The following is a 17,759-nucleotide window of genomic DNA, read 5'->3' as shown; positions in this document are numbered from 1 at the left end:
TGCGGAAGGCCGATGGCAGGTGCCTGTACTGCTGATTCTGCATGCTGTTTCCTGTAGGCGATAAGGTTCGCGGGCCGAGGTGGAGATGGATTCGCTCCCGCCAGCATGGGAACGCGACGACACGTGCGGTGTTCTTCTTCAGATTCTCCAGTACGCTTTTCCCTGGTCCTCACGCGGCCAGCACGGCAGCCGAACAACAATCTGCGCCGCCCACAATGAGGAGACGGACGTGTCGTCGTTCGCAATTTATCTGATCGGTATGGTGGTGGTCATCAGCGGCTTGGCCTATGGCGCACACCTGGCCGGGCTGAGCGCGCAATGGATCGCGGTGGGTGCGGTCGTCCTCTTGGGCATTGGCATCGTGACCGCCGTTTCCAGAACGCGTAGCAAGGACCCGCCTGCCAAGTCGGATGCCTGATGCAGGTAAAGGAATGGGTGCAGGCTCAGTGTGGCCGCATCGGCACCTCCAAGCATGCGAACGGGCTCACTCACGCGGCAGTCGGCATCGGTCCAGTGATTCAAAACCACAGATCCCGCACACAGCGGCCATCGGCGGGAAGATCGTCGAAGCTGTCCAGGCCGTCGAAGTGGTCGATGGGCAGGTGGGCGACCGCGTGTGGATCTGCAAGCCGGAGATTGACCGCCATGCGGCGGCGGCCGTCCGCTTCCAGGTGCAGGCCGCGCCAGCAGAGGACGCTTGCGCAGGTTGGGCAGAAGTGGATTTCCAGGACGGGAGCGCGGTTGTCGGCACGCACATAGGTCTGAGTGGGGCCGTGCAGGGCAATGCGCCCGTGCTCGAAGTCGTAGGCCCATAGCGCTCCATAGCGGCGACACAGGGTGCAGTTGCAGGCGGTGATCGAGCCCGGATCGCCCGCCAGTTGCCACCCCGCACTGCCGCAGTGGCAGCGGCCGCTGAGTATGTCCGGGGTCATGGGGAACTCCTGTGTCGGTGCGCAGTGGCGGCAATCTAGCAGGTGGCGGTCGCGTCCAGGCAGGCGTCCTCACGCGGCACTGCGCAGCGGTGCATACAGTGGCTGCGCGCTGGTGACGGGATCTGCGCTGCACTGCGAACTCGTCCATGCGCGACGCCACCTGGCCTTTATGCACATCCGAGGAACTGTCATGTCCATCGAACTGGAGCAGACGTCTGCTGACCGCGCACGCCGCATGGTGCTGCGCACTGCATTGCTGGGTGGTGCAGCCTTGCTCTCAGCTGGCGCGATGGCGAATGCGCGGCGCCCTGCGGGCGCGCAGCGGGGCAAGGCGGCCGGAGATGGGGCGCAGCTGACCTTGGGCATGGTGGTGTTCGACGGCTTCCAGCTGCTGGACGTGTTCGGGCCGTTGGACATGTTCGGCAACCTCGAGGGCAAGGTGAAGATCGTGATGCTCGGCGAACGCATGGGCGCGGTGGCCAGCAGTGCGGGGCCGGCGGTCGCGGTGGATCACACCCTGGATGCGGCGCCCACCATCGACATCCTGCTGGTACCCGGCGGCACGGGCACGCGACGCGAAGTGGACAACGCTGCGCTCATCGCCGGCATCGCGCGCCTGGCACGCGCCGCGCCGCATGTGGGCAGCATCTGTACCGGTGCGGCGCTGCTTGCGCGCACCGGCTTGCTGGATGGGCGGCGTGCCACGACCAATAAACGCGCCTTCAACTGGGTGGCAGCGCAGGGCCCCAAGGTGCAGTGGGTGAGGCAGGCGCGCTGGGTGGAAGACGGACACATCTTCACTTCCTCCGGCGTGTCGGCGGGCACGGACATGGCACTTGCGTTGATCGCCAAGATCTTCGGTCGCGATGCTGCCAGTCAGGTTGCCGGTATTGCCGAGTATGTGTGGAACGAAGATTCCACCAACGATCCGTTCGTCGCTGCGGTCGGCGCGGGTTGAGCGGCGGCGGCTGGACGCTCCGCGAGACGCTGGACAACGCAGGACGCATCGTGCCGCCCTACGTTGCGTGAGATCTGCCGCGATGCGCCAGGGTTTTCCGATCTGGGCAACTGCCTTCAACCAGAGCGCATCGAGCGTTATCCTGCGCCTGCCGAGGCCGGCGCAAGCGACGCAGGCCCCTTCTTGTACAAGGCTGGAGTGCGCTGTCGCAATGCGGGCGATGGCGCGCTGGCCAACCGGCAGAGGTGACGATTGGACGCGACACAGCCTGGCGAAACACATGCGGCACCGGCCACACGGCTCTATGCGCTGCTGGCGCGTGAGGCGCGCACCGCCGTGATCTTTCGCCGCGGGCCGACCAAGCAGGTACAGCTCATTGGCTGGGACCGCGCCACCGATACCTTCGAGCATGGGCAATGGTTCAAGGGCCGCATCTACGAGCGGCGGTGCGATCTGTCGCCGTCGGGGCGGCTGCTGGTGTATTTCGCGGCCAAGCACAAGGGCGACTTCGGCAGCTGGACGGCGTTGTCGCGGCCGCCGTTCTTTACGGCGTTGGCACTGTGGCCCAAAGGCGATACGTGGGGCGGTGGCGGCGTCTTCGAGGACGAGCGGACGCTGCTGTTGAATCACCGCCCACAGGACGGCCGTGCGCCGTTTCCGCTGCCCACCGGGTTTCGGTTGCCGCACGAGATGAGGGTGCGGCCATTCGGGCAATACTCCGGCGGTGGCGAGGATGCGCCGATCGACGATGCGCTCCGGCAGCGCGATGGATGGCGCGTGCGCGATGCCGGTGAAGGCGAGAGCGGTGGGCTGCGCAGTGGGGTGCTCTATCGCTTCACGCGCCCGCGTGTGCTGGAGAAGCATGGCAAGGGCGGGCACGTGCTGCAGTCGCTGTTACAGGCAGTGGGGCGGCAGAACGATGCGTGGTATGCGCTGGATCACCGTGTGCTGGATCGTGAGGGTGCCGTGCTGGCATCGCTACCGGGTACCGACTGGGCCGATTGGGATGGCGGCGATCTGGTGTTCGCGCGCGAGGGTTGTCTGTATCGCTTGCACGAGAGCGCGATTGCGCGCTATCCACAGGACGGAGAGCAGGTGGTGCGGCGATTGCACGACTTCAACAGCGCACGCTTTGCGACCCTGCCACCGACGGCCGAGGCGCGGCGTTACTGAAGACGCCACATGCGGCGTGGGGACGGTGCGTGCCGTGAGTCGGCGTTGAGGGTAGCTGTGGCAAGCGCGGAAAAGCCGGCCCCCAGCGTTAGTCGGGCAATTGCATTGCACATGCTGCGATCGTGCCCCTGGTGAGGGCTTCAAGGATGGCGCGGCTGTGGATCCTGCGCCCGTGTCGAGCGCCCCAAACGGTGGCTGCGCAGCGTGATCAGCCCGATACCGACACGGCATCGTCGCTACCGCGACGCGCTGTGGCATCACCATCAGGCGCTGTCGTTGGCGCGCAGGTGTGCGAGCAGCAGCGGGTGCAGCACCGCGGGCATCGGCATGCTGCGTGCGCCCTGTTCCCATTGCTGCAGGAACGGCGCCAATGCGTGGCGATGCCAGCCACTTGGCCGCGGGCGTGCGGCCAGCCGTGCGCGCAGCTGCTCCACCAACGCGTCCGCGTGCGTGGTATGGCCGCGTTCCAGATGAAAGAACACGAAGGCGAGCAGCAGGCTGTCGGGGCTGGCGAATACCACCGTGGGCGGCACCGCGCCGGTATCGTCGCCCGTTTCCAGCAACTGCAGCCAGGTGTCGGCAGGGCGTTCGAACCAGGGGCCGGCGAGCTGCGTGGCAATGCGGCCGAAATAACTTGCGTCCAGCGTGGGGAGTGCGGCCGCCAGGCGATCCAGGCCGGCCTCGAGCGTGGCATCGCTGCTTGCCGGATTCACCACCCAGCCGCCGTAATTGCCGATGTCCGCACTGTGCAGGATGTCTTCGCCGAGAAACCGGGCTGCGCCATCCACGACATGCAGATCGTGCAGGTGGGTGGTTGCCGTACGCTGCTGCCAGGCCAGCAGGCGCGCATGCTGCAGGCCCACCTGCACCATCAGCTCGCCCAGGGAGGCGTCGTAGCTGGCCCATAGATGCTGGCGGTTGCCGTCGACATCGCGGATCCAGTGCCACTGCAGCGGCACCGCAACGGCGACGGGCGACCAGTCTGCGGCCCGCAGCGATGCGCCCAGGTGTCGATCGATCAGCTGTGGAAGGACGGCGTAGACCCGGGCTTGCTGGTGCCGTGCCTTGTCGCGTGCGGCCCGCAGCGCTGCCGAGGTGCGCTTGGGTTGCAGAAAGAAGCGCAGGCCGATGGCGCGCTCGATGTCGTCCGCGGCACCGCCGTCGTCAAGGCGCGGCAAGGCCAGATCCTCGGGCGCATTGCGCCGGCGCTTGAGTCCCTGGCGCGCGGCCAGCGCACGGATGCCCTGCAATGCATCGGAAGCGAGCAGGCCATCGAGCGTGGCGGCGATGCCGTCGTTGGCGTCGAAGGTTTCGTCCAGCCAGCCGTTCACCAGTAGGCCATAGCCGTCGACGAACAGCGACGCATCGCCCGACTGGTCGGCAAGCGTCAGCACCTGGTAGAACAGCTCGGCCAGCGGCATGTCGGTGCCGGGCTCGGTCAGCCGGTAGACCACGCGGGTGTCGCCTTCCCACGCCAGATAGGCGGGGCCGTGTGCACGATCGAGCCAACCTGGGGCCTCGGCGGACAGGGCATGGGCGCGTAGTGCGGTGTCGCCGACGTCTTCGGCACGTGTGCGCAGCAGCACGCCATGGCGCAGCAGCATGCTGTGCATGCGCAACCAGGTCAGGTTGGTGTCGTAACGCGCCTGCAGGCGTAGTAGCGCGTAGATGAGCGCTGCCTTGCGCGAACGCTCCACTGCGCTGGCATCGACCAGATGGATGCAGCGCTCGATCAGCTCTTCGATGGCGTGTTGCGACACGGCCGCGTCCTCTGCGTCGGTGGTGAATATCCCGAGGAAGGATGCCAGCAACCGACCTTACTGGTGTCAGCGGAATGTGGAGGGCGTCCCGGTGGTCGATGCGGCGACCTGGCAGGCCAGTCCCGGTGGGTGAAGACATCGGTCGCGCGGATGCGCACAGGCAAGATGCGGGTGTTACCTCGCCGAGCCGGAAGGCCAACCACGCGGCGCGTGGCGTCGTGGTCGATCGAGTGATGCCGTCGTGAAGTGGCGATCGTCAAACTCTCTGGCCTTACTGAAACACCGGTACACGCGGGCGTGGATCACGGAATGGCGACATGGTGGTGCGGATCATTGCGGCCATGAGTACCGGAAATCCCATTACCGCACGCACCATTACCGCTGTGCCCGGCGAGGCCGATCGCAAGAGCCGCAAGGTGGTGGTGGAGTTGTCTGCCCAGCCGGATCCGCGCTGGCAGGCCTGTTTCCACTTCGTCCTGCAGGGCCGCGACGGGCTGTTCCTGCAGACCCGGCCGGTGTTCGACGGCGCCACGTTCGAAGGTGTGGTGGCGGCCGACCAGGTAGACGCGTTCTGGCAGGAATTGCCGGAGGTCATTGCCACCGCCAACGCGCTCACGCGTGCACAGGCGAACAAGGACGCCGGGCGCGCACGCTGAGGCGCCGCGCGCGCAGCGAGCACGCCTGCGCGGCAGGCGGCACGCGAGGCAGTCCAAGGCAGCGGCCAGCTAGGGTTGGTGCGCGTCCACCGTCGAGGCGAGCATGCCGCGGATCCACAGATGCAGCGGATCGTGATCGTTGCGTTGGTGCCAGACCGCGCTGGTCGCCACGCTGGTGGTCGGGTAAGGCAACGGGTACACCTGCAGCCGGGTATTTTCGATGCAGGCGTGGGTGAGGGACTGCGGCACGATGGCGATCATGTCGCTGCCGGGCAGCAGCGTGGGAATGGCCAGCGCGTGCGGCAGCGTGACGCATAGCCGCGGCCTTGCGCCGATGCCGGCCAGCGCGGCTTCCAATGCATGCCGGTCGAACATTTCCGAATGCCGTGCCAGCCCGCGTTCCAGGATGAAACCATCCACCGCACCTTCTTCGCGGCCGCCGACCGAGACCACCGCCAGCGGATAGGTGGCCAGGTCGTGCAGCGTGGGCTGACGACCCGCTGCGGGATGCTGCTCGTGCAGCAGCAGCGCTTCGCCCTGTGCGATCAGGTGCGTCAGCGTCATGCGCTCGGGCACCTGGGCGAAGATGCCGATCGCCAGATCGATACGCCCCAGATCGATCTGCTCGGCAAGATCCAGCCGCGTGGACGGCAGGATGGCGATGTCCAGATTCGGTGCTGCCTGCCGTAGCGCGCGCAGCAACGGCGCCATGAGCGTGGCGGTGAGGTAGTCGTTGGCCGCGAACACGAAGCGGCGCGTGGTGGTGGCGGGATCGAAGCGCTCGGCTCCCATGACCGCCTCCAGCCGGCGCAGGCAGTCGCGCAGTTCTGCGGCGACGGCGGTGGCGCGTGCGGTGGGCAGCATCCCCTTGCCGGTGCGCACGAACATGTCGTCGCCCATCACCATGCGCAGACGCGACAGCGCATGGCTCACCGCCGATTGGCTCAGATGGAGACGGCGGCCCGCGGCGACCAGATTGCGGTCTTCGTAGATCGCATCGAAGACCTTCAGCAGATTGAGGTCCACCTGGCCGATGGGCACGCCTGACCTTCCGCAAAATGAATTTGCTGCATCTTGAACCTGAAAACAATCCAGTTCCTTGCGTCGTGCCAAACGCCCATGATCGGTTGCGTCAGAAACAGGACGCATCCGCACGCCGATAGCGGGCGTGCGGCCCCGGGTCTGCGTTGGTCACCGCCGCGCGGGCCGCAACACGACGTCCGATGCGGATCGGATCGATGAGGACCCCATGCAAGACCATCGCGAGGCGCTGATCCAGCGCAGCATCGAGCTGTTGGACGCCATCAAGGAGCGCACGGCCGGTACCCAGGTCGAGCGCTGGTTGAACCGCACCTATGGCCCGGATTCGGCCTTGTTCCAGGCCCTGGCCGAGCTGGTGACGGGCGGCGTACGCGATGGTTGGGCGGCCAACGAGGAACTCGACGGTGCGATCTACCGGCGCAGCCGGATCGCCGCGCCTTCCGAGCGCACGCATTACTTCAGCATCACCGCGGTCTACATGGACAGCGGCAGTGCGCAGAACACACCGAAACACACCTATCGCGGGCAGTACCACACCCATACCTACGGCGAATTCAACATGGTGGTTCCGCTCGACCCGGGCGCGGCGCTGATGGGCCCGAACGGATGGTGCGAGGCCGGATGGACGGCGCCCGGCCCGGGCTCGCATCACTACCCCGAAGCGCGGGGTGGACGCATCATCGCGCTGTTCTACCTGCCGGCAGGGCGCATCGTCTACGGACCACCGCCGGAAGAGGACGCGTGATGAGCGCCGGATGCCGGAGTCACCCACCCAAGGCGCGAGCCGCTCGCACTGCCGCGGCTGCAGGCGCGGGGGTGGCCACCGAGACGACCCTCAAGGCCGTCTGGAATGCCGAGGCCGCCAGCGCCGGCCAGCACGCATGGCCCGCTGCGGCAGGCGATGCCGCGGCGCTACCGCGCCATTGCGCAGGCGCTTACCAGTCCGTGGGTGCATAGTCCTTCAGGAATTGCCCCCACACGTGCTCGCCGGTATTGAAGCCATGGATGATCGGGTCGACGATGCGTGCGGCACCGTCGACGATGTCCAATGGCGGGTGGAAGCGTTCCTGCTGCACCTTGAGCGCGGCGATGTCGGCCGGATCTTCGTCGGTCACCCAGCCGGTGTCCACGCTGTTCATGTGGATGCCGTCGTTCTGGTAATCGGCCGCCGAGGTGCGCGTCATCATGTTCAACGCGGCCTTGGCCATGTTGGTGTGCGGATGCCGGGTGGTCTTGAAATTGCGGTAGAACTGGCCTTCCATCGCCGAGACGTTGACGATGTGCTTGTCGCGTTCGGGCGTGCGCAACATCAGCGGTTTCAGGCGCGCATTGATGATGAACGGTGCGACGGCGTTAACCAGTTGGGTCTCCAGCAGTTCCACCGAGGGCACCTCGTGCATCAGCAAACGCCACGAGTTACGGCCGCGTAGATCCACCTGCTGCAGGTCCTGATCGAGCCGGCCTTCGGGGAACAGATGCTCCTGCCCCACCAGCTCGTCGTCCAGCAACGCAATCTGCGATAGCTCGGCGGCGCGGGTCAGGCCATCGGCATCGACGAGGCCGCGGCCGTGCACTGCCGGCAGCGCCGTGGCAGAGGCGTCGCGCAGCAGCTCGGGCGTGCGCAGGCCTTCGTAGTGGCCCACCAGGTTGCGCACCGTTTCCGGCAGCTCATGCAGGGCAGCGGTTTCGCCCGCCATCATGTGCGCATAGAACTGCGGCGGGCGGCGCACGGTCTGGCAGGCATTGTTGATGATGAAGTCCAGCCGCTCGCGCGTCGCCAGCAGCTGGCTGCAGAACGCTTCCACGCTGGGGGTATGGCGCAGGTCCAGCCCGAACACCTGCAGGCGATGGCCCCATTGCGCGAAGTCCGGCTCCTGCGCATACCGCGCGGCGGAGTCGCGCGGGAAACGCGTGGTGACGATGAGCTCGGCGCCGGCACGCAGCAGCTTCAAGCCCGCCTGGTAACCGATCTTGACGCGGCCGCCGGTCAGCAATGCCACGCGCCCGCGCAGGTCGGCGGTTTCGGTGCGCTTGAAGAAATTCAGCTCGGCGCAGGCCGGGCACATCTGGTCGTAGAAATGATGCAGCTGGGTGAACTTCTGCTTGCACACATAGCAGTGGCGCAGCTCCGGCGAATGCGTCGGCTCCGGCGTGGCGGCGGCATTCTCGCCGTTGTGCGCATCGTGCAGGCCGGCTGCATGCGGCGGGAAATAGTTCGGGGTGCTGAACACCGGCTTGCGCCGCAGGGCGCGGATGCCGCGCTGTTCGAGCAGGGCTTCGGCCTTGCGCACCTTTTCCTGATTGCGCTCGCGTTCGCGCTGCTTGAGCAGCTGGCGGCGCGCCTTGGGTTCGGGGTGGTAGACCCTGGCGACCACCTGATGCAGGCGCACGCGGTCGGCCTCGGGCAGGGTGTCGAGCACGCTGCGATCGGCATCGATGGCTTCCAGCAGATCCAGCGCGGCGCGCAGGCGGTCGGTCAGCGGCAGGTCGGCGGCAGGCGGGGGCGAGGCGGTGGTGGTCAAGGCGGATCCAGGGAAGTGGCGATGGCGCGGCCGCTGCGAACGGCTGTGGGCGGTGCCCGTACCGGGGCAGGGCAGCGGCCTGGCCGGGATGGGACGCTGCCGCGGGATGCGCCGCGTTGCGGGCGGCCATTTTCGCCGATCGGTGGGGCACCGCGCCAATGCGGCGTGCGCTGCCTTCGCCACCGCTCCGGCGACCGGGGGGCGCTGGCCGTGCCGCCGGCCGCGCGCCCGGAGGGCGTGCGTACTGGCACGTTGAGGTGCCCGGCCGGATAATGCCGCTTCGACAGCGACACTTCGCCGGTGCCGGCATGTCGGTCACTCCAGGGGGATACATATGAAAATCGCTGTACTGGCCACTGCGCTGGCCGGCCTGCTGTGCGCGTGTACGGTCGTTTCGCCCGATCCCGGGCAACAGGCCGTGCTGGTGGACAAACCCCTGCTGTTCGGCAAGGGTGGGATCCGTCTGGACGATGTGCGCGCCCCCGGCCGCACCTATGCATGGTTGACCACCTCGGCCACCTATGTGGACGTGACGCCGCAGACGGTGCAGGTGGCTTTCGACGATTTTTCCTCCAGCGACAACATCCTGTTGGATTTCTCCACGCAGATCCAATATCGCATCACCGCACCGGCGCTGCTGCTGTCCGGTTTCGGGCCGGACTGGTTCAAGAATAACGTCGCCAGCCAGTACGCCTCCATCGTGCGCGATCAGGTCAAGCGCTACGACATGACCCGGATGATGAGCGACCCGGACACCGCCAGAAGAATCGACGATTCGGTGACGCAGAACGTGCGTGCACTGGTCAAGGAGCAGCGGTTGCCGATCGAGATCCAGAACATCACGCTGGGCCGTGCGCGCCCCAATCCGGACGTGCTGCAGCAGATGAACCTGACGGCGGCGCAGCAGCAACGGGTCAAGACCCTGGTCGAGGCCACCACCGCCGAACGGCAGCGCGAGCAGGAGCAGGTGGCCAAGGCCGATGCCGATAATGCCTACCGTAATCGGATGGGGCTGACGCCGGAACAATACCTGGCCAGCCAGATCGCCGAACTCAATGCCGAGGCCTGCAAGAAGGCGCAGGCGTGCTACATGGTGCCGTCGGGAACCTCGGTCATCGCCCGCTAGCCTTCGCTGGACGTTGCCAGGCACGGCCATCGCGGCCTGCGGCAGGCCGCTCGTGGCCAGTGATCGCTCACACCTTCTGCAACGCCGCCGGGCTACGGTGGCCGTCTGTGCTGGGTTGCAAGGAACGATCATGGGCCTGCTGGTCGATGGCAAGTGGCAAGACCGCTGGTACGACACCGACAAGAGCGATGGGCGTTTCGAACGCTCGCAATCGCAGTTCCGCCATTGGGTGACGCGCGACGGCGCGGCCGGCCCGCATGGAGACGCCGGATTTCAGGCGGCAGCGGGGCGCTACCACCTGTACGTGTCGCTGGCATGCCCGTGGGCGCACCGCACGCTGATCTTCCGCCGGCTCAAGGGCCTGGAAGGAATCATCGATGTTTCCGTGGTGCATTGGCTGATGGGCAAGCAGGGCTGGACCTTCCAGCCCGGGCCTTGCGTGATCGCCGACCCGATCAACCACGCCAGGCATCTGTACGAGATCTATCTGGCCGCCGATGCGCAGTATTCCGGGCGTGTGACCGTGCCGGTGCTATGGGATCGCGAGCGCAAGACGGTGGTGAGCAACGAGTCGGCCGACATCATCCGCATGTTCAACAGCGCCTTCGACGCGGTGGGTGCGCAGCCGGGCGATTACTACCCGCAGGCCTTGCGCAGCGAGATCGATGCAGTCAATGCGCGTGTGTACGACACCGTCAACAACGGCGTGTACAAGGCCGGATTTGCGACCACCCAGCAGGCCTATGAAGAAGCGGTGGTGCCGCTGTTCGAGACGCTGGACTGGCTGGAAGCGCGCCTGGGCCGACAACGCTACCTGTGCGGCGAGGCCTTGACCGAAGCCGATTGGCGCCTGTTCACGACGCTGGTGCGCTTCGATGCGGTCTACGTGGGGCACTTCAAGTGCAATCTGCGGCGGATTGCCGACTACCCGCAACTGTCCGGGTTTCTGCGTGAGCTCTACCAGATGCCGGGCATCGCCGACACGGTGAATTTCCAGCACATCAAGGGCCACTACTACCAGAGCCACGACATGATCAATCCCACCGGCATCGTGCCGATGGGCCCGCAACTGGATCTGCTGGCTCCGCACGGGCGCGGCGCGCGCCAGGACGACTAGCCCGGCGCGCGGAGAATCGACACGGACGCGTCACGGGGCGTGACACGGGCGCGCGCACCTGGCCCGCCAGCCCGCTGATTGCCTATGCTGTCGGGCCGAAAACAGGAGAACACGCGATGCTGAATCACGTGATGGTGGGAAGTAACGATATCGCCCGTTCCAGGCAGTTCTACGACGCGGTCCTGGGCCAGGTATTGGGCGTGCCCGCGCCGCTGGTCAATACGGCCGGATCCGGCCATGTACGGCTGTTCTACCGCCACGCGGGCAGCACGTTCTGTGTGAGCCAGCCGATCGACGACGCGCCGGCCACCAGCGGCAACGGCACCACGGTGGGCTTCAGCTGCGCGTCGCCGCAACAGGTGCAGGCCTTCCACGACGCGGCGGTGGCCGCGGGCGGTACATCCATCGAAGATCCGCCCGGTCTGCGCGAAAGCAGCCTGGGCTCCGCCTGGCTGGCGTATGTGCGTGACCCCGACGGCAACAAGCTGTGCGCCATTCACCGGCCTGCCTGAGGTCTTCGACGCCTGCCTGCGGGCGAGCAGCGTGCGATGGTGCTTTGCGCTGCCGATAAGACTGCGCAGCCGGCGATGCCGGTGGGCGCCTGTGCTCGCGCCGCAGTTATTCGTCTGCGGCGCTGCGGACGATCAACGCGGCAGCGCCCACCGCCATCGCATCTTCGACGGCGCCGGTGCGGGTCTGCCCGTACCGTTCGATCGCGCGCATGCGCAGATTGAAGGTGAGATACGCGGCGCCGACGGCGGCGGCTGCACCCAGCACGGCGGCGATGCCGCGCTGCTGGCGAGGGGCCAACGCCGCGCCGGCAATCATGCCGGTGGCCACGCGCGCGACCATGCCGGGCAGCACGATGCGGTCGGGTGCGCTCTTCATCTTGTCGCCTGCGATCTCGCCGCTGGCCAGCGCCAGCATGCCGGCCGACGCCAGCGGGTTGGCGAGCAGGCTGGGCGCGCCGTTGTCGCGGGGAAGCTTGCCGTTGCGCGCTGCATTGGTCACCGCGGCAAGCGGCGTCATCGAGCGCATGCCGGCCACCGCGCCCATCAGGATGGAATGAATCAGAGCCATAAGCACCTCGGTACGTGCCGCGCGACCACAGGCGGGATGCGCTGCGTGCCGGCACGATGTGTCGATGCAGGCAGCCTAGAAGGTGGCATGTGTGGGTGCTGGCAAGACGCCAGAGGCGGACGTCGCGGCGATGTGCCGGGTCGGCGCGTGGCTGCAGGGCAGCGCGCAGGCCCGTGGAGCCTGCGCGGTGAAGCCTGGGATCGCAGCGTCACCGAGGTGCAGCTGCGCGATGTGGTCGCGTGCGCCCCTGCGGACGCGACCGTTTGGCGGAATGCAGACAGGTCAGCGTGTGGCGAACCTGCCCGCACGCCACGCCATCCACACGATGCTCAGCCCGACCACCAGACACACCAGCGCCGCGGGTAACGAGGCTTCCGGGCCGAACACACCGCCGGTGAGCATCTCGGGCATGGCCGGGTTCGGCACGCTGCGCGCGATGGCCGCACCCGAGGTGATGCCCGAGACGGCGGCGCCGAACAGATAGCCCTGCGTGAAGTTCCAGGCGATATGCGCCCCGATCGACACCCAGATGCGGCCGGTGAGCGCATAGAACGCGCCGAGCATGACGCCGGCTTCCAGGGCGATGCAGATCGCCGCCAGGACCGTGGCATTCGGATTGCCCAGATGGCTCAGGCCGAAGATCGCCGAGGACACCGCAAAGGCGGCCCAGGGGCCGAAGGCGCGCCATAGCAGGCGCAGGATCGCCGCACGCATCATGAGCTCTTCCACGATGCCGGCCTGCAACGCCTGGCGCAGCGGAGTCCAGGCCGATGCAGGCCCGGTGGGCTGGATGTCGTAGAGACCGAACAGCGCCATGATGCCCATGACGGCAGAGAACATCGCCGCACCGGCCAACAGGCCGATCACCAGTTGCGGCAGCATGGGACGCAGCGCGATCTCCGACGGCGTGCGTCGTTCGCCCAGCCGCACCGCCAGCGTATAGATGCCCAAGGCCACCAGCGCGCCGAAGGCGCTGACCGCGAACTGCGCGGGTTCGTCGGTCTTCGGCCAGAAGCTGCCGAGCAGGCGGGTGACGATGCCGGTGGGCACAGCGACCAGGAAGAACAGCAGGGTTGCCCAGGCGCAGGCGCGCAGCCAGCGCAGGCGGCCCGGGCGCAGGACGCCGCGCTCGCCCAGTTCGATGGACTGCGATGCGTGCGTGGCCGCAGACGCTGCAACAGGAGAGGGGGATTGCGTCATTGCGTGCATGTGCGACTCCTTGTGGATGCGGCGGGTCAGGGGGTGGGGACGTGAGGGGCAGCGGCGACCGCCGCCTCGGCGATACGGGTGGCGAACGGTCGCCGGTTCAACGCGGCGATGGCCTCGGCCAGCACCGCAGACAGCGGGACCGACAGTTCCGCATCCAGTTGCGCAGCCGCCGCATTGGTCGCGGCCCATTGGCGCTGCAGGGCGGGAATCATCCGCTTCGCTTTGGGGGTGAGTGCCACGATGCGTTCGCGTGCATCCGTGCCGGCCTTCAGCACCACCAGACGCTGCCCGACCATCTGGGCGACGGTCTGGCTGGCGGCGGAATGGGTGATGCCGATCTCCTGTGCCAGCACCTTGATCGAGGCCGGGCCAAGCCGCATGAGCACGCGCAACACCGGGGTATAACGCGGCCGCCAGGCAAGCTCGGAGCTGGCGTAGACCGCTTCGAGATCGCCGTCCAGCAATTCGATCAGGTGCCGGACCAGGGTGCCGAGTGTGGGCGAGGCTGGGTTCATGGCTGAAATGTATAAGCGCTGTTGCATTTGCGCCATGTGCCGGAAGTCGGGGGTGGCCTTGCAGAACGAATGGCCCGTTGCGTCAGGGATGGCGGATCAGCGCGGATCTGGCCGGGTCGCCATGTGTTGCCTGCCCGCCCAGGGGATGCGTCAGTTCAATGGCCCGAGCGGCGCAAGCACGGGCGCGCGCGCCATGTCGTTGGGATTGCTGCCGGGCACGTCCTGCGGCACCTGCATGCCCCTGCTACGGTAGAAGTCCGTCCAGTACGGCGAGATCGTGCCGGTTTGCGGATTCCTGAAGTTCATCGGTTGCAGCGCGAAGACCCGGTGCGCGCGGAACGCCCGCTCGATGAAGTCCGAGCAGTAGTAACTGTCGTCGTTGGGAACGTAGGTCGCGTTGTACGGCTTGCCGAGCATGCGGCGCGCCTGGGCGATGGCATCGGCAATGGCAGGGCGGTGTTGGCGCACCAGCCGATAGACCAGGATCTTGCGCTGCCGGGCGGTGGATTCTTCGACGAACTCGCGCAGTGGCTGTTCGCGCGAACCTTTCTCGTCGGCATGCAGTACCACCTGCGTGGCGCCGGCATGTGCGAGCAAGCCGACGTGGTCGAAGCTGGGCGCGCCCTGCTGGGCGGTAGCGTCATCGATCGCGCCGCTCAGGCCGGTCTGTCCGGCGGTGACGAACAGCAGATCGCCGTCCTGCAGGCGCAGCGCCAGCGCCGTGCCGGGCAGCGATGCGAGAAGCAACAGGATCAGCGCAGCGAGACGCATGGTGCAGGTCCGGCAATGGGAAGGGCGGCATTATCGCCCGGAAAATCTGCCGTCTCCCGGGACGTGCCGGCACTGCGTGACAGCACGTGCAGCCATCGCCATCGCGGCGATCGCGCAGCGTGGAGCCAGTCCGGCCCGGCGGCAGCGGCTGTAGAATGGGGCTGCCAGCGGGCGTCGCCGCCGCCATCGCGTCGCGGCAATCCTTGCGTTTCCACTGGAGTGTTGCATGCGTTCTGCTGTTGCGTTGTCGCCGATGGGGCGCCTGTTCGCGCTGGCCGCCCTCATCGAGGGAATCACCTGGGCCGGTCTGTTGCTCGGCATGTTTCTCAAGTACGGCACCCAGACCACCGAGCAGGTGGTGTGGCTGTTCGGGCGCCTGCACGGCGCGGCGTTTCTGTTCTACGTGGTGGTCAGCGTGCTGGCGGCACTGCGGCTGCGCTGGCCCTGGTGGGCCTGGGTCCTGAGTCTGCTGGCGGCGGTGCCGCCGCTGGTCACCTTGCCGCTGGAGGTGTGGTTCCGGCGCATCGGTCTGCTGGGCCAGCGGCGCGCCCGCTGAGGTCGCGTATCGGCTGACACGGACACGCAGCGGCCGCGGTGGCGCGCTCGCGGCCGCTGCCGGACGCGCGTGGCGTACCGCGGCGGCGGCCGGCGCCGGACATGGACGCGGCGGCGCGGGCTTGTCATGATGGCGAGCTCAAGGGCAGATCGCGGGGGGGCGATCATGCGTCGCTGGACGATGGGTGTGGGTGTGTTGTTCGCGTTCGCCGTGTGGATGCCGGCATTGGCGCAGGAATCGGTGGAGCTGACGCCGTATCTCAAGCGGGATCGGTTCGAACGGATCAAGATTTCGCCGACGGGCGAATACTTCGCGCTGACGATGCCGCTGGAGGACCGCACGGTGCTGGGCATCGTGCGCCGCGAAGGCACGGTGGCCACGGCCAAGGTCACCGGGGGCGTCAACAGCGTGGTCGACGATTTCTGGTGGGCCAGCGACGAGCGCATGGTGGTGTCGATGGCGCAACGGCTGGGCTCGCGCGACCAGCCGGTGGCGATCGGCCAGCTGCATGCCATCGATGCCGATGGCAAGAATGCCCGGCTGCTGGCCAGCCCCTATGGCACCAATCCCGACATGAACGGCGTGCAGCTGAAGATGGATCTGGACCCGGCCACCTTCGTGCTGGACACCTTGCGCGAGGACCCGCGCAATATCCTGGTGTCCACGGTTCCGTTCGTCGGCGACCCGAACATCCGTATCGACAAGCTGGACATCCAGACCGGCCGACGCGCGACCGTGGCGACCTCGCCGGTGCGTCGGGCGAACTTCGTGACCGACCAGCAGGGCCGTATCCGCTTCGCCCGCGGCCTGGAGGTGAGCAACGACAGCAAGCTGTATTACCGCGACGACGACGCGGCGCCGTGGCGCCTGATCAACGATTCGGCCAGCAGCCGGCACCGCGAGTTTCCGCTGGGCTTTTCCGCCGATGGTGCGGTGGCCTATCTGCAGGTGGAGCAGGCCACCGGTCCCGATGCGCTGGTGGCCTGGGACCCTGCAACCGGCAAGACCACGCCGTTGCTGCGCGACGACAGCGTCGATCCGTACCGCATCCTGCGCGACCTGGATGGCATCACCCCGATCGGCGCTTCCTACATGAGCGATCGGGTGCGCAACCGGTTCTTCGACGAGAAAGCCCCGACTGCCCGGTTGTACCGCAGCCTGGAGAAGGCGTTCGACGGTAGTGCGGTCTACATCACCTCTGCCACCAGCGACCGCCGTCTGGCATTGGTCCAGGTGTGGAGCGATCGCAACAACGGTGACTATTTCTTGTTCGACACGGTGAGCAAGAAGGCCGATCGTGTGTTCGGCCGCCGCGACTGATTTTCGCCCGATGTGGTTCCGGCGAGCAGGCAGCTGAGCTTCAAGGCGCGCGACGGGCTGGAGTTGCATGGCTACCTGACCCAGCCCTTGCATGCAGAAGCCGGCAAGCCGCTGCCGTTGATCGTGATGCCGCATGGCGGGCCGTTCGAAATCTTCGACGAGTGGGCCTTCGATGACGATGCCCAACTGCTGGCGGCCGCAGGCTATGCGGTGTTGCGCATCAACTACCGCGGCTCGGGCAACTACGGTCGTGCATTCACCCAGGCCGGTGCGAAGGAGTGGGGCGGGCGCATGCAGGACGACGTCACCGATGCCACGCGCTGGGCCATTGCACAGGGCGTGGCCGATGCGTCGCGCATCTGCCTCTACGGCGCCAGCTATGGCGGGTATGCGGCGTTGATGGGCGTCGCCAAGGAGCCGGCCTTGTACCGCTGCGCGGCCGGGTATGTGGGTGTCTACGACCTGCAGACCATGGCGCGCGACGACGGACGCCGTGCGCGCTGGGCCAGCAACTGGACGGTGGACTGGCTGGGCGCGCGCGACACCCTGGCAGCGCGCTCGCCGGTGAACCTGGCCCGCCAGATCAAGGTGCCGGTGTTCCTGGCGGCGGGCGGCAAGGACGAGCGCGCGCCGATCGAACACACCAAGGGCATGGAGCGTGCCTTGAAAGGCGCCGGCGTGCCGGTGGAGTCGCTGTACTTTCCCAACGAAGGCCATGGTTTCTACACCGAGGCACATCGCCGGGAGTACTACACGCGCTTGCTGGCATTCCTGAGCAAGCAACTGGGCGGCGCCACGGCGAAATGAGCGCGCGCTGGTCGGGGCGCTCCGGAACCCGGGTGCTACTGCAGCAGGACTAGATTGTCAGGGCCGATTCCCTGGCGCGCGGTTGCCGTGTCGACTGATGCTGCACACTCGCGCATGCGGCTGCCCACGCGCCTTGATGCGTGAACCGGAATCGCGCGCGCGCACGTGGCGATCGCCGCGCGCGTGCACTCAGGCACCGCAGCGAACCCGCAGCGC

17 protein-coding genes and 1 pseudogene are annotated in these 17,759 nt (G+C 67.2%); 10 read left to right on the top strand and 8 right to left on the bottom strand.

The features are described 5' to 3' along the window. The first annotated feature begins 85 nt into the window (after positions 1 to 85). Positions 86 to 418 carry a hypothetical protein gene (locus LL962_RS18415; RefSeq protein WP_228317954.1) on the top strand — a complete coding sequence of 111 codons (333 nt, stop codon included), beginning with the start codon at positions 86 to 88 and terminating at the stop codon, positions 416 to 418. 100 nt (positions 419 to 518) lie between these two features. Here LL962_RS18415 and LL962_RS18410 read toward each other — a convergent pair whose 3' ends face one another. Continuing rightward, positions 519 to 932, bottom strand: coding sequence for a GFA family protein (locus LL962_RS18410; RefSeq protein ID WP_228317953.1), 414 nt, complete (start codon positions 930 to 932; stop codon positions 519 to 521). Between the two features lie 190 nt (positions 933 to 1,122). On the opposite strand from LL962_RS18410, the gene LL962_RS18405 reads away from it, so the two are divergent. Continuing rightward, positions 1,123 to 1,890, top strand: a complete 768-nt coding sequence (locus tag LL962_RS18405; protein WP_228317952.1) for a DJ-1/PfpI family protein — start codon at positions 1,123 to 1,125, stop codon at positions 1,888 to 1,890. A gap of 252 nt (positions 1,891 to 2,142) precedes the next feature. After that, positions 2,143 to 3,063 (top strand): hypothetical protein, encoded by a 921-nt coding sequence (locus tag LL962_RS18400; RefSeq protein ID WP_228317951.1) that lies wholly within the window; start codon positions 2,143 to 2,145, stop codon positions 3,061 to 3,063. A gap of 263 nt (positions 3,064 to 3,326) precedes the next feature. Here LL962_RS18400 and LL962_RS18395 read toward each other — a convergent pair whose 3' ends face one another. Further along, the gene (locus LL962_RS18395; protein ID WP_228317950.1) at positions 3,327 to 4,823 is read right to left on the bottom strand and encodes a hypothetical protein; all 1,497 of its coding nucleotides are present in this window, start codon (positions 4,821 to 4,823) and stop codon (positions 3,327 to 3,329) included. A 341-nt stretch (positions 4,824 to 5,164) separates the two neighbouring features. Here LL962_RS18395 and LL962_RS18390 point away from each other — a divergent pair, with 341 nt between their 5' ends. Next, a complete protein-coding gene (locus LL962_RS18390; RefSeq protein ID WP_228317949.1) occupies positions 5,165 to 5,479 on the top strand; it encodes a hypothetical protein in 315 nt (104 codons plus the stop codon). 69 nt (positions 5,480 to 5,548) lie between these two features. On the opposite strand, the gene LL962_RS18385 is transcribed toward LL962_RS18390, so the two are convergent. Beyond that, complete coding sequence (locus LL962_RS18385; RefSeq protein WP_104585903.1) at positions 5,549 to 6,520, bottom strand: LysR family transcriptional regulator; 972 nt, start codon at positions 6,518 to 6,520, stop codon at positions 5,549 to 5,551. Positions 6,521 to 6,728: 208 nt separating this feature from the next. Here LL962_RS18385 and LL962_RS18380 point away from each other — a divergent pair, with 208 nt between their 5' ends. Continuing rightward, positions 6,729 to 7,265, top strand: coding sequence for a 4-hydroxylaminobenzoate lyase (locus tag LL962_RS18380; RefSeq protein ID WP_228317948.1), 537 nt, complete (start codon positions 6,729 to 6,731; stop codon positions 7,263 to 7,265). A 190-nt stretch (positions 7,266 to 7,455) separates the two neighbouring features. Here LL962_RS18380 and LL962_RS18375 read toward each other — a convergent pair whose 3' ends face one another. Continuing rightward, entirely contained in the window at positions 7,456 to 9,042 is a 1,587-nt protein-coding gene (locus LL962_RS18375) for an SDR family NAD(P)-dependent oxidoreductase (protein ID WP_228317947.1), read from the bottom strand. A 334-nt stretch (positions 9,043 to 9,376) separates the two neighbouring features. On the opposite strand from LL962_RS18375, the gene LL962_RS18370 reads away from it, so the two are divergent. The 3 genes from LL962_RS18370 to LL962_RS18360 all read left to right on the top strand — a co-directional run bounded on the left by LL962_RS18370 (position 9,377) and on the right by LL962_RS18360 (position 11,797). Beyond that, positions 9,377 to 10,168: an SPFH domain-containing protein gene (locus LL962_RS18370; protein ID WP_104585897.1), complete on the top strand. Its 792-nt coding sequence runs from the start codon at positions 9,377 to 9,379 to the stop codon at positions 10,166 to 10,168. A gap of 130 nt (positions 10,169 to 10,298) precedes the next feature. Beyond that, a complete protein-coding gene (locus tag LL962_RS18365; protein ID WP_228317946.1) occupies positions 10,299 to 11,285 on the top strand; it encodes a glutathione S-transferase family protein in 987 nt (328 codons plus the stop codon). A 116-nt stretch (positions 11,286 to 11,401) separates the two neighbouring features. Further along, positions 11,402 to 11,797, top strand: coding sequence for a VOC family protein (locus LL962_RS18360; RefSeq protein ID WP_104585893.1), 396 nt, complete (start codon positions 11,402 to 11,404; stop codon positions 11,795 to 11,797). Positions 11,798 to 11,903: 106 nt separating this feature from the next. Here LL962_RS18360 and LL962_RS18355 read toward each other — a convergent pair whose 3' ends face one another. The 4 genes from LL962_RS18355 to LL962_RS18340 all read right to left on the bottom strand — a co-directional run bounded on the left by LL962_RS18355 (position 11,904) and on the right by LL962_RS18340 (position 14,860). Further along, positions 11,904 to 12,365 carry a DUF4126 family protein gene (locus LL962_RS18355; RefSeq protein WP_167395219.1) on the bottom strand — a complete coding sequence of 154 codons (462 nt, stop codon included), beginning with the start codon at positions 12,363 to 12,365 and terminating at the stop codon, positions 11,904 to 11,906. 282 nt (positions 12,366 to 12,647) lie between these two features. Then, positions 12,648 to 13,574 carry a CPBP family intramembrane glutamic endopeptidase gene (locus LL962_RS18350; protein WP_228317945.1) on the bottom strand — a complete coding sequence of 309 codons (927 nt, stop codon included), beginning with the start codon at positions 13,572 to 13,574 and terminating at the stop codon, positions 12,648 to 12,650. Positions 13,575 to 13,600: 26 nt separating this feature from the next. Beyond that, complete coding sequence (locus tag LL962_RS18345; protein WP_228317944.1) at positions 13,601 to 14,089, bottom strand: MarR family winged helix-turn-helix transcriptional regulator; 489 nt, start codon at positions 14,087 to 14,089, stop codon at positions 13,601 to 13,603. A 150-nt stretch (positions 14,090 to 14,239) separates the two neighbouring features. Next, the gene (locus LL962_RS18340; protein WP_228317943.1) at positions 14,240 to 14,860 is read right to left on the bottom strand and encodes a YiiX/YebB-like N1pC/P60 family cysteine hydrolase; all 621 of its coding nucleotides are present in this window, start codon (positions 14,858 to 14,860) and stop codon (positions 14,240 to 14,242) included. Positions 14,861 to 15,086: 226 nt separating this feature from the next. Between LL962_RS18340 and LL962_RS18335 the strand changes: the two genes are divergently transcribed. Both LL962_RS18335 and LL962_RS18330 read left to right on the top strand, forming a co-directional pair. Then, on the top strand, positions 15,087 to 15,416 hold the full coding sequence (locus LL962_RS18335) for a DUF3817 domain-containing protein (RefSeq protein WP_228317942.1): 330 nt from the start codon (positions 15,087 to 15,089) through the stop codon (positions 15,414 to 15,416). Between the two features lie 180 nt (positions 15,417 to 15,596). After that, positions 15,597 to 17,543 (top strand): annotated as a pseudogene (locus LL962_RS18330) (alpha/beta hydrolase family protein). The last annotated feature ends 216 nt before the right edge of the window (positions 17,544 to 17,759 follow it).

Origin of the sequence: Xanthomonas sp. NCPPB 1067, assembly GCF_020783795.1 — a bacterium.
GTDB classification, from domain to species: domain Bacteria; phylum Pseudomonadota; class Gammaproteobacteria; order Xanthomonadales; family Xanthomonadaceae; genus Xanthomonas; species Xanthomonas melonis.
The sequence above is the reverse complement of the archived record's forward strand: the minus strand, read 5'-3'. Positions and strand labels throughout refer to the sequence as shown.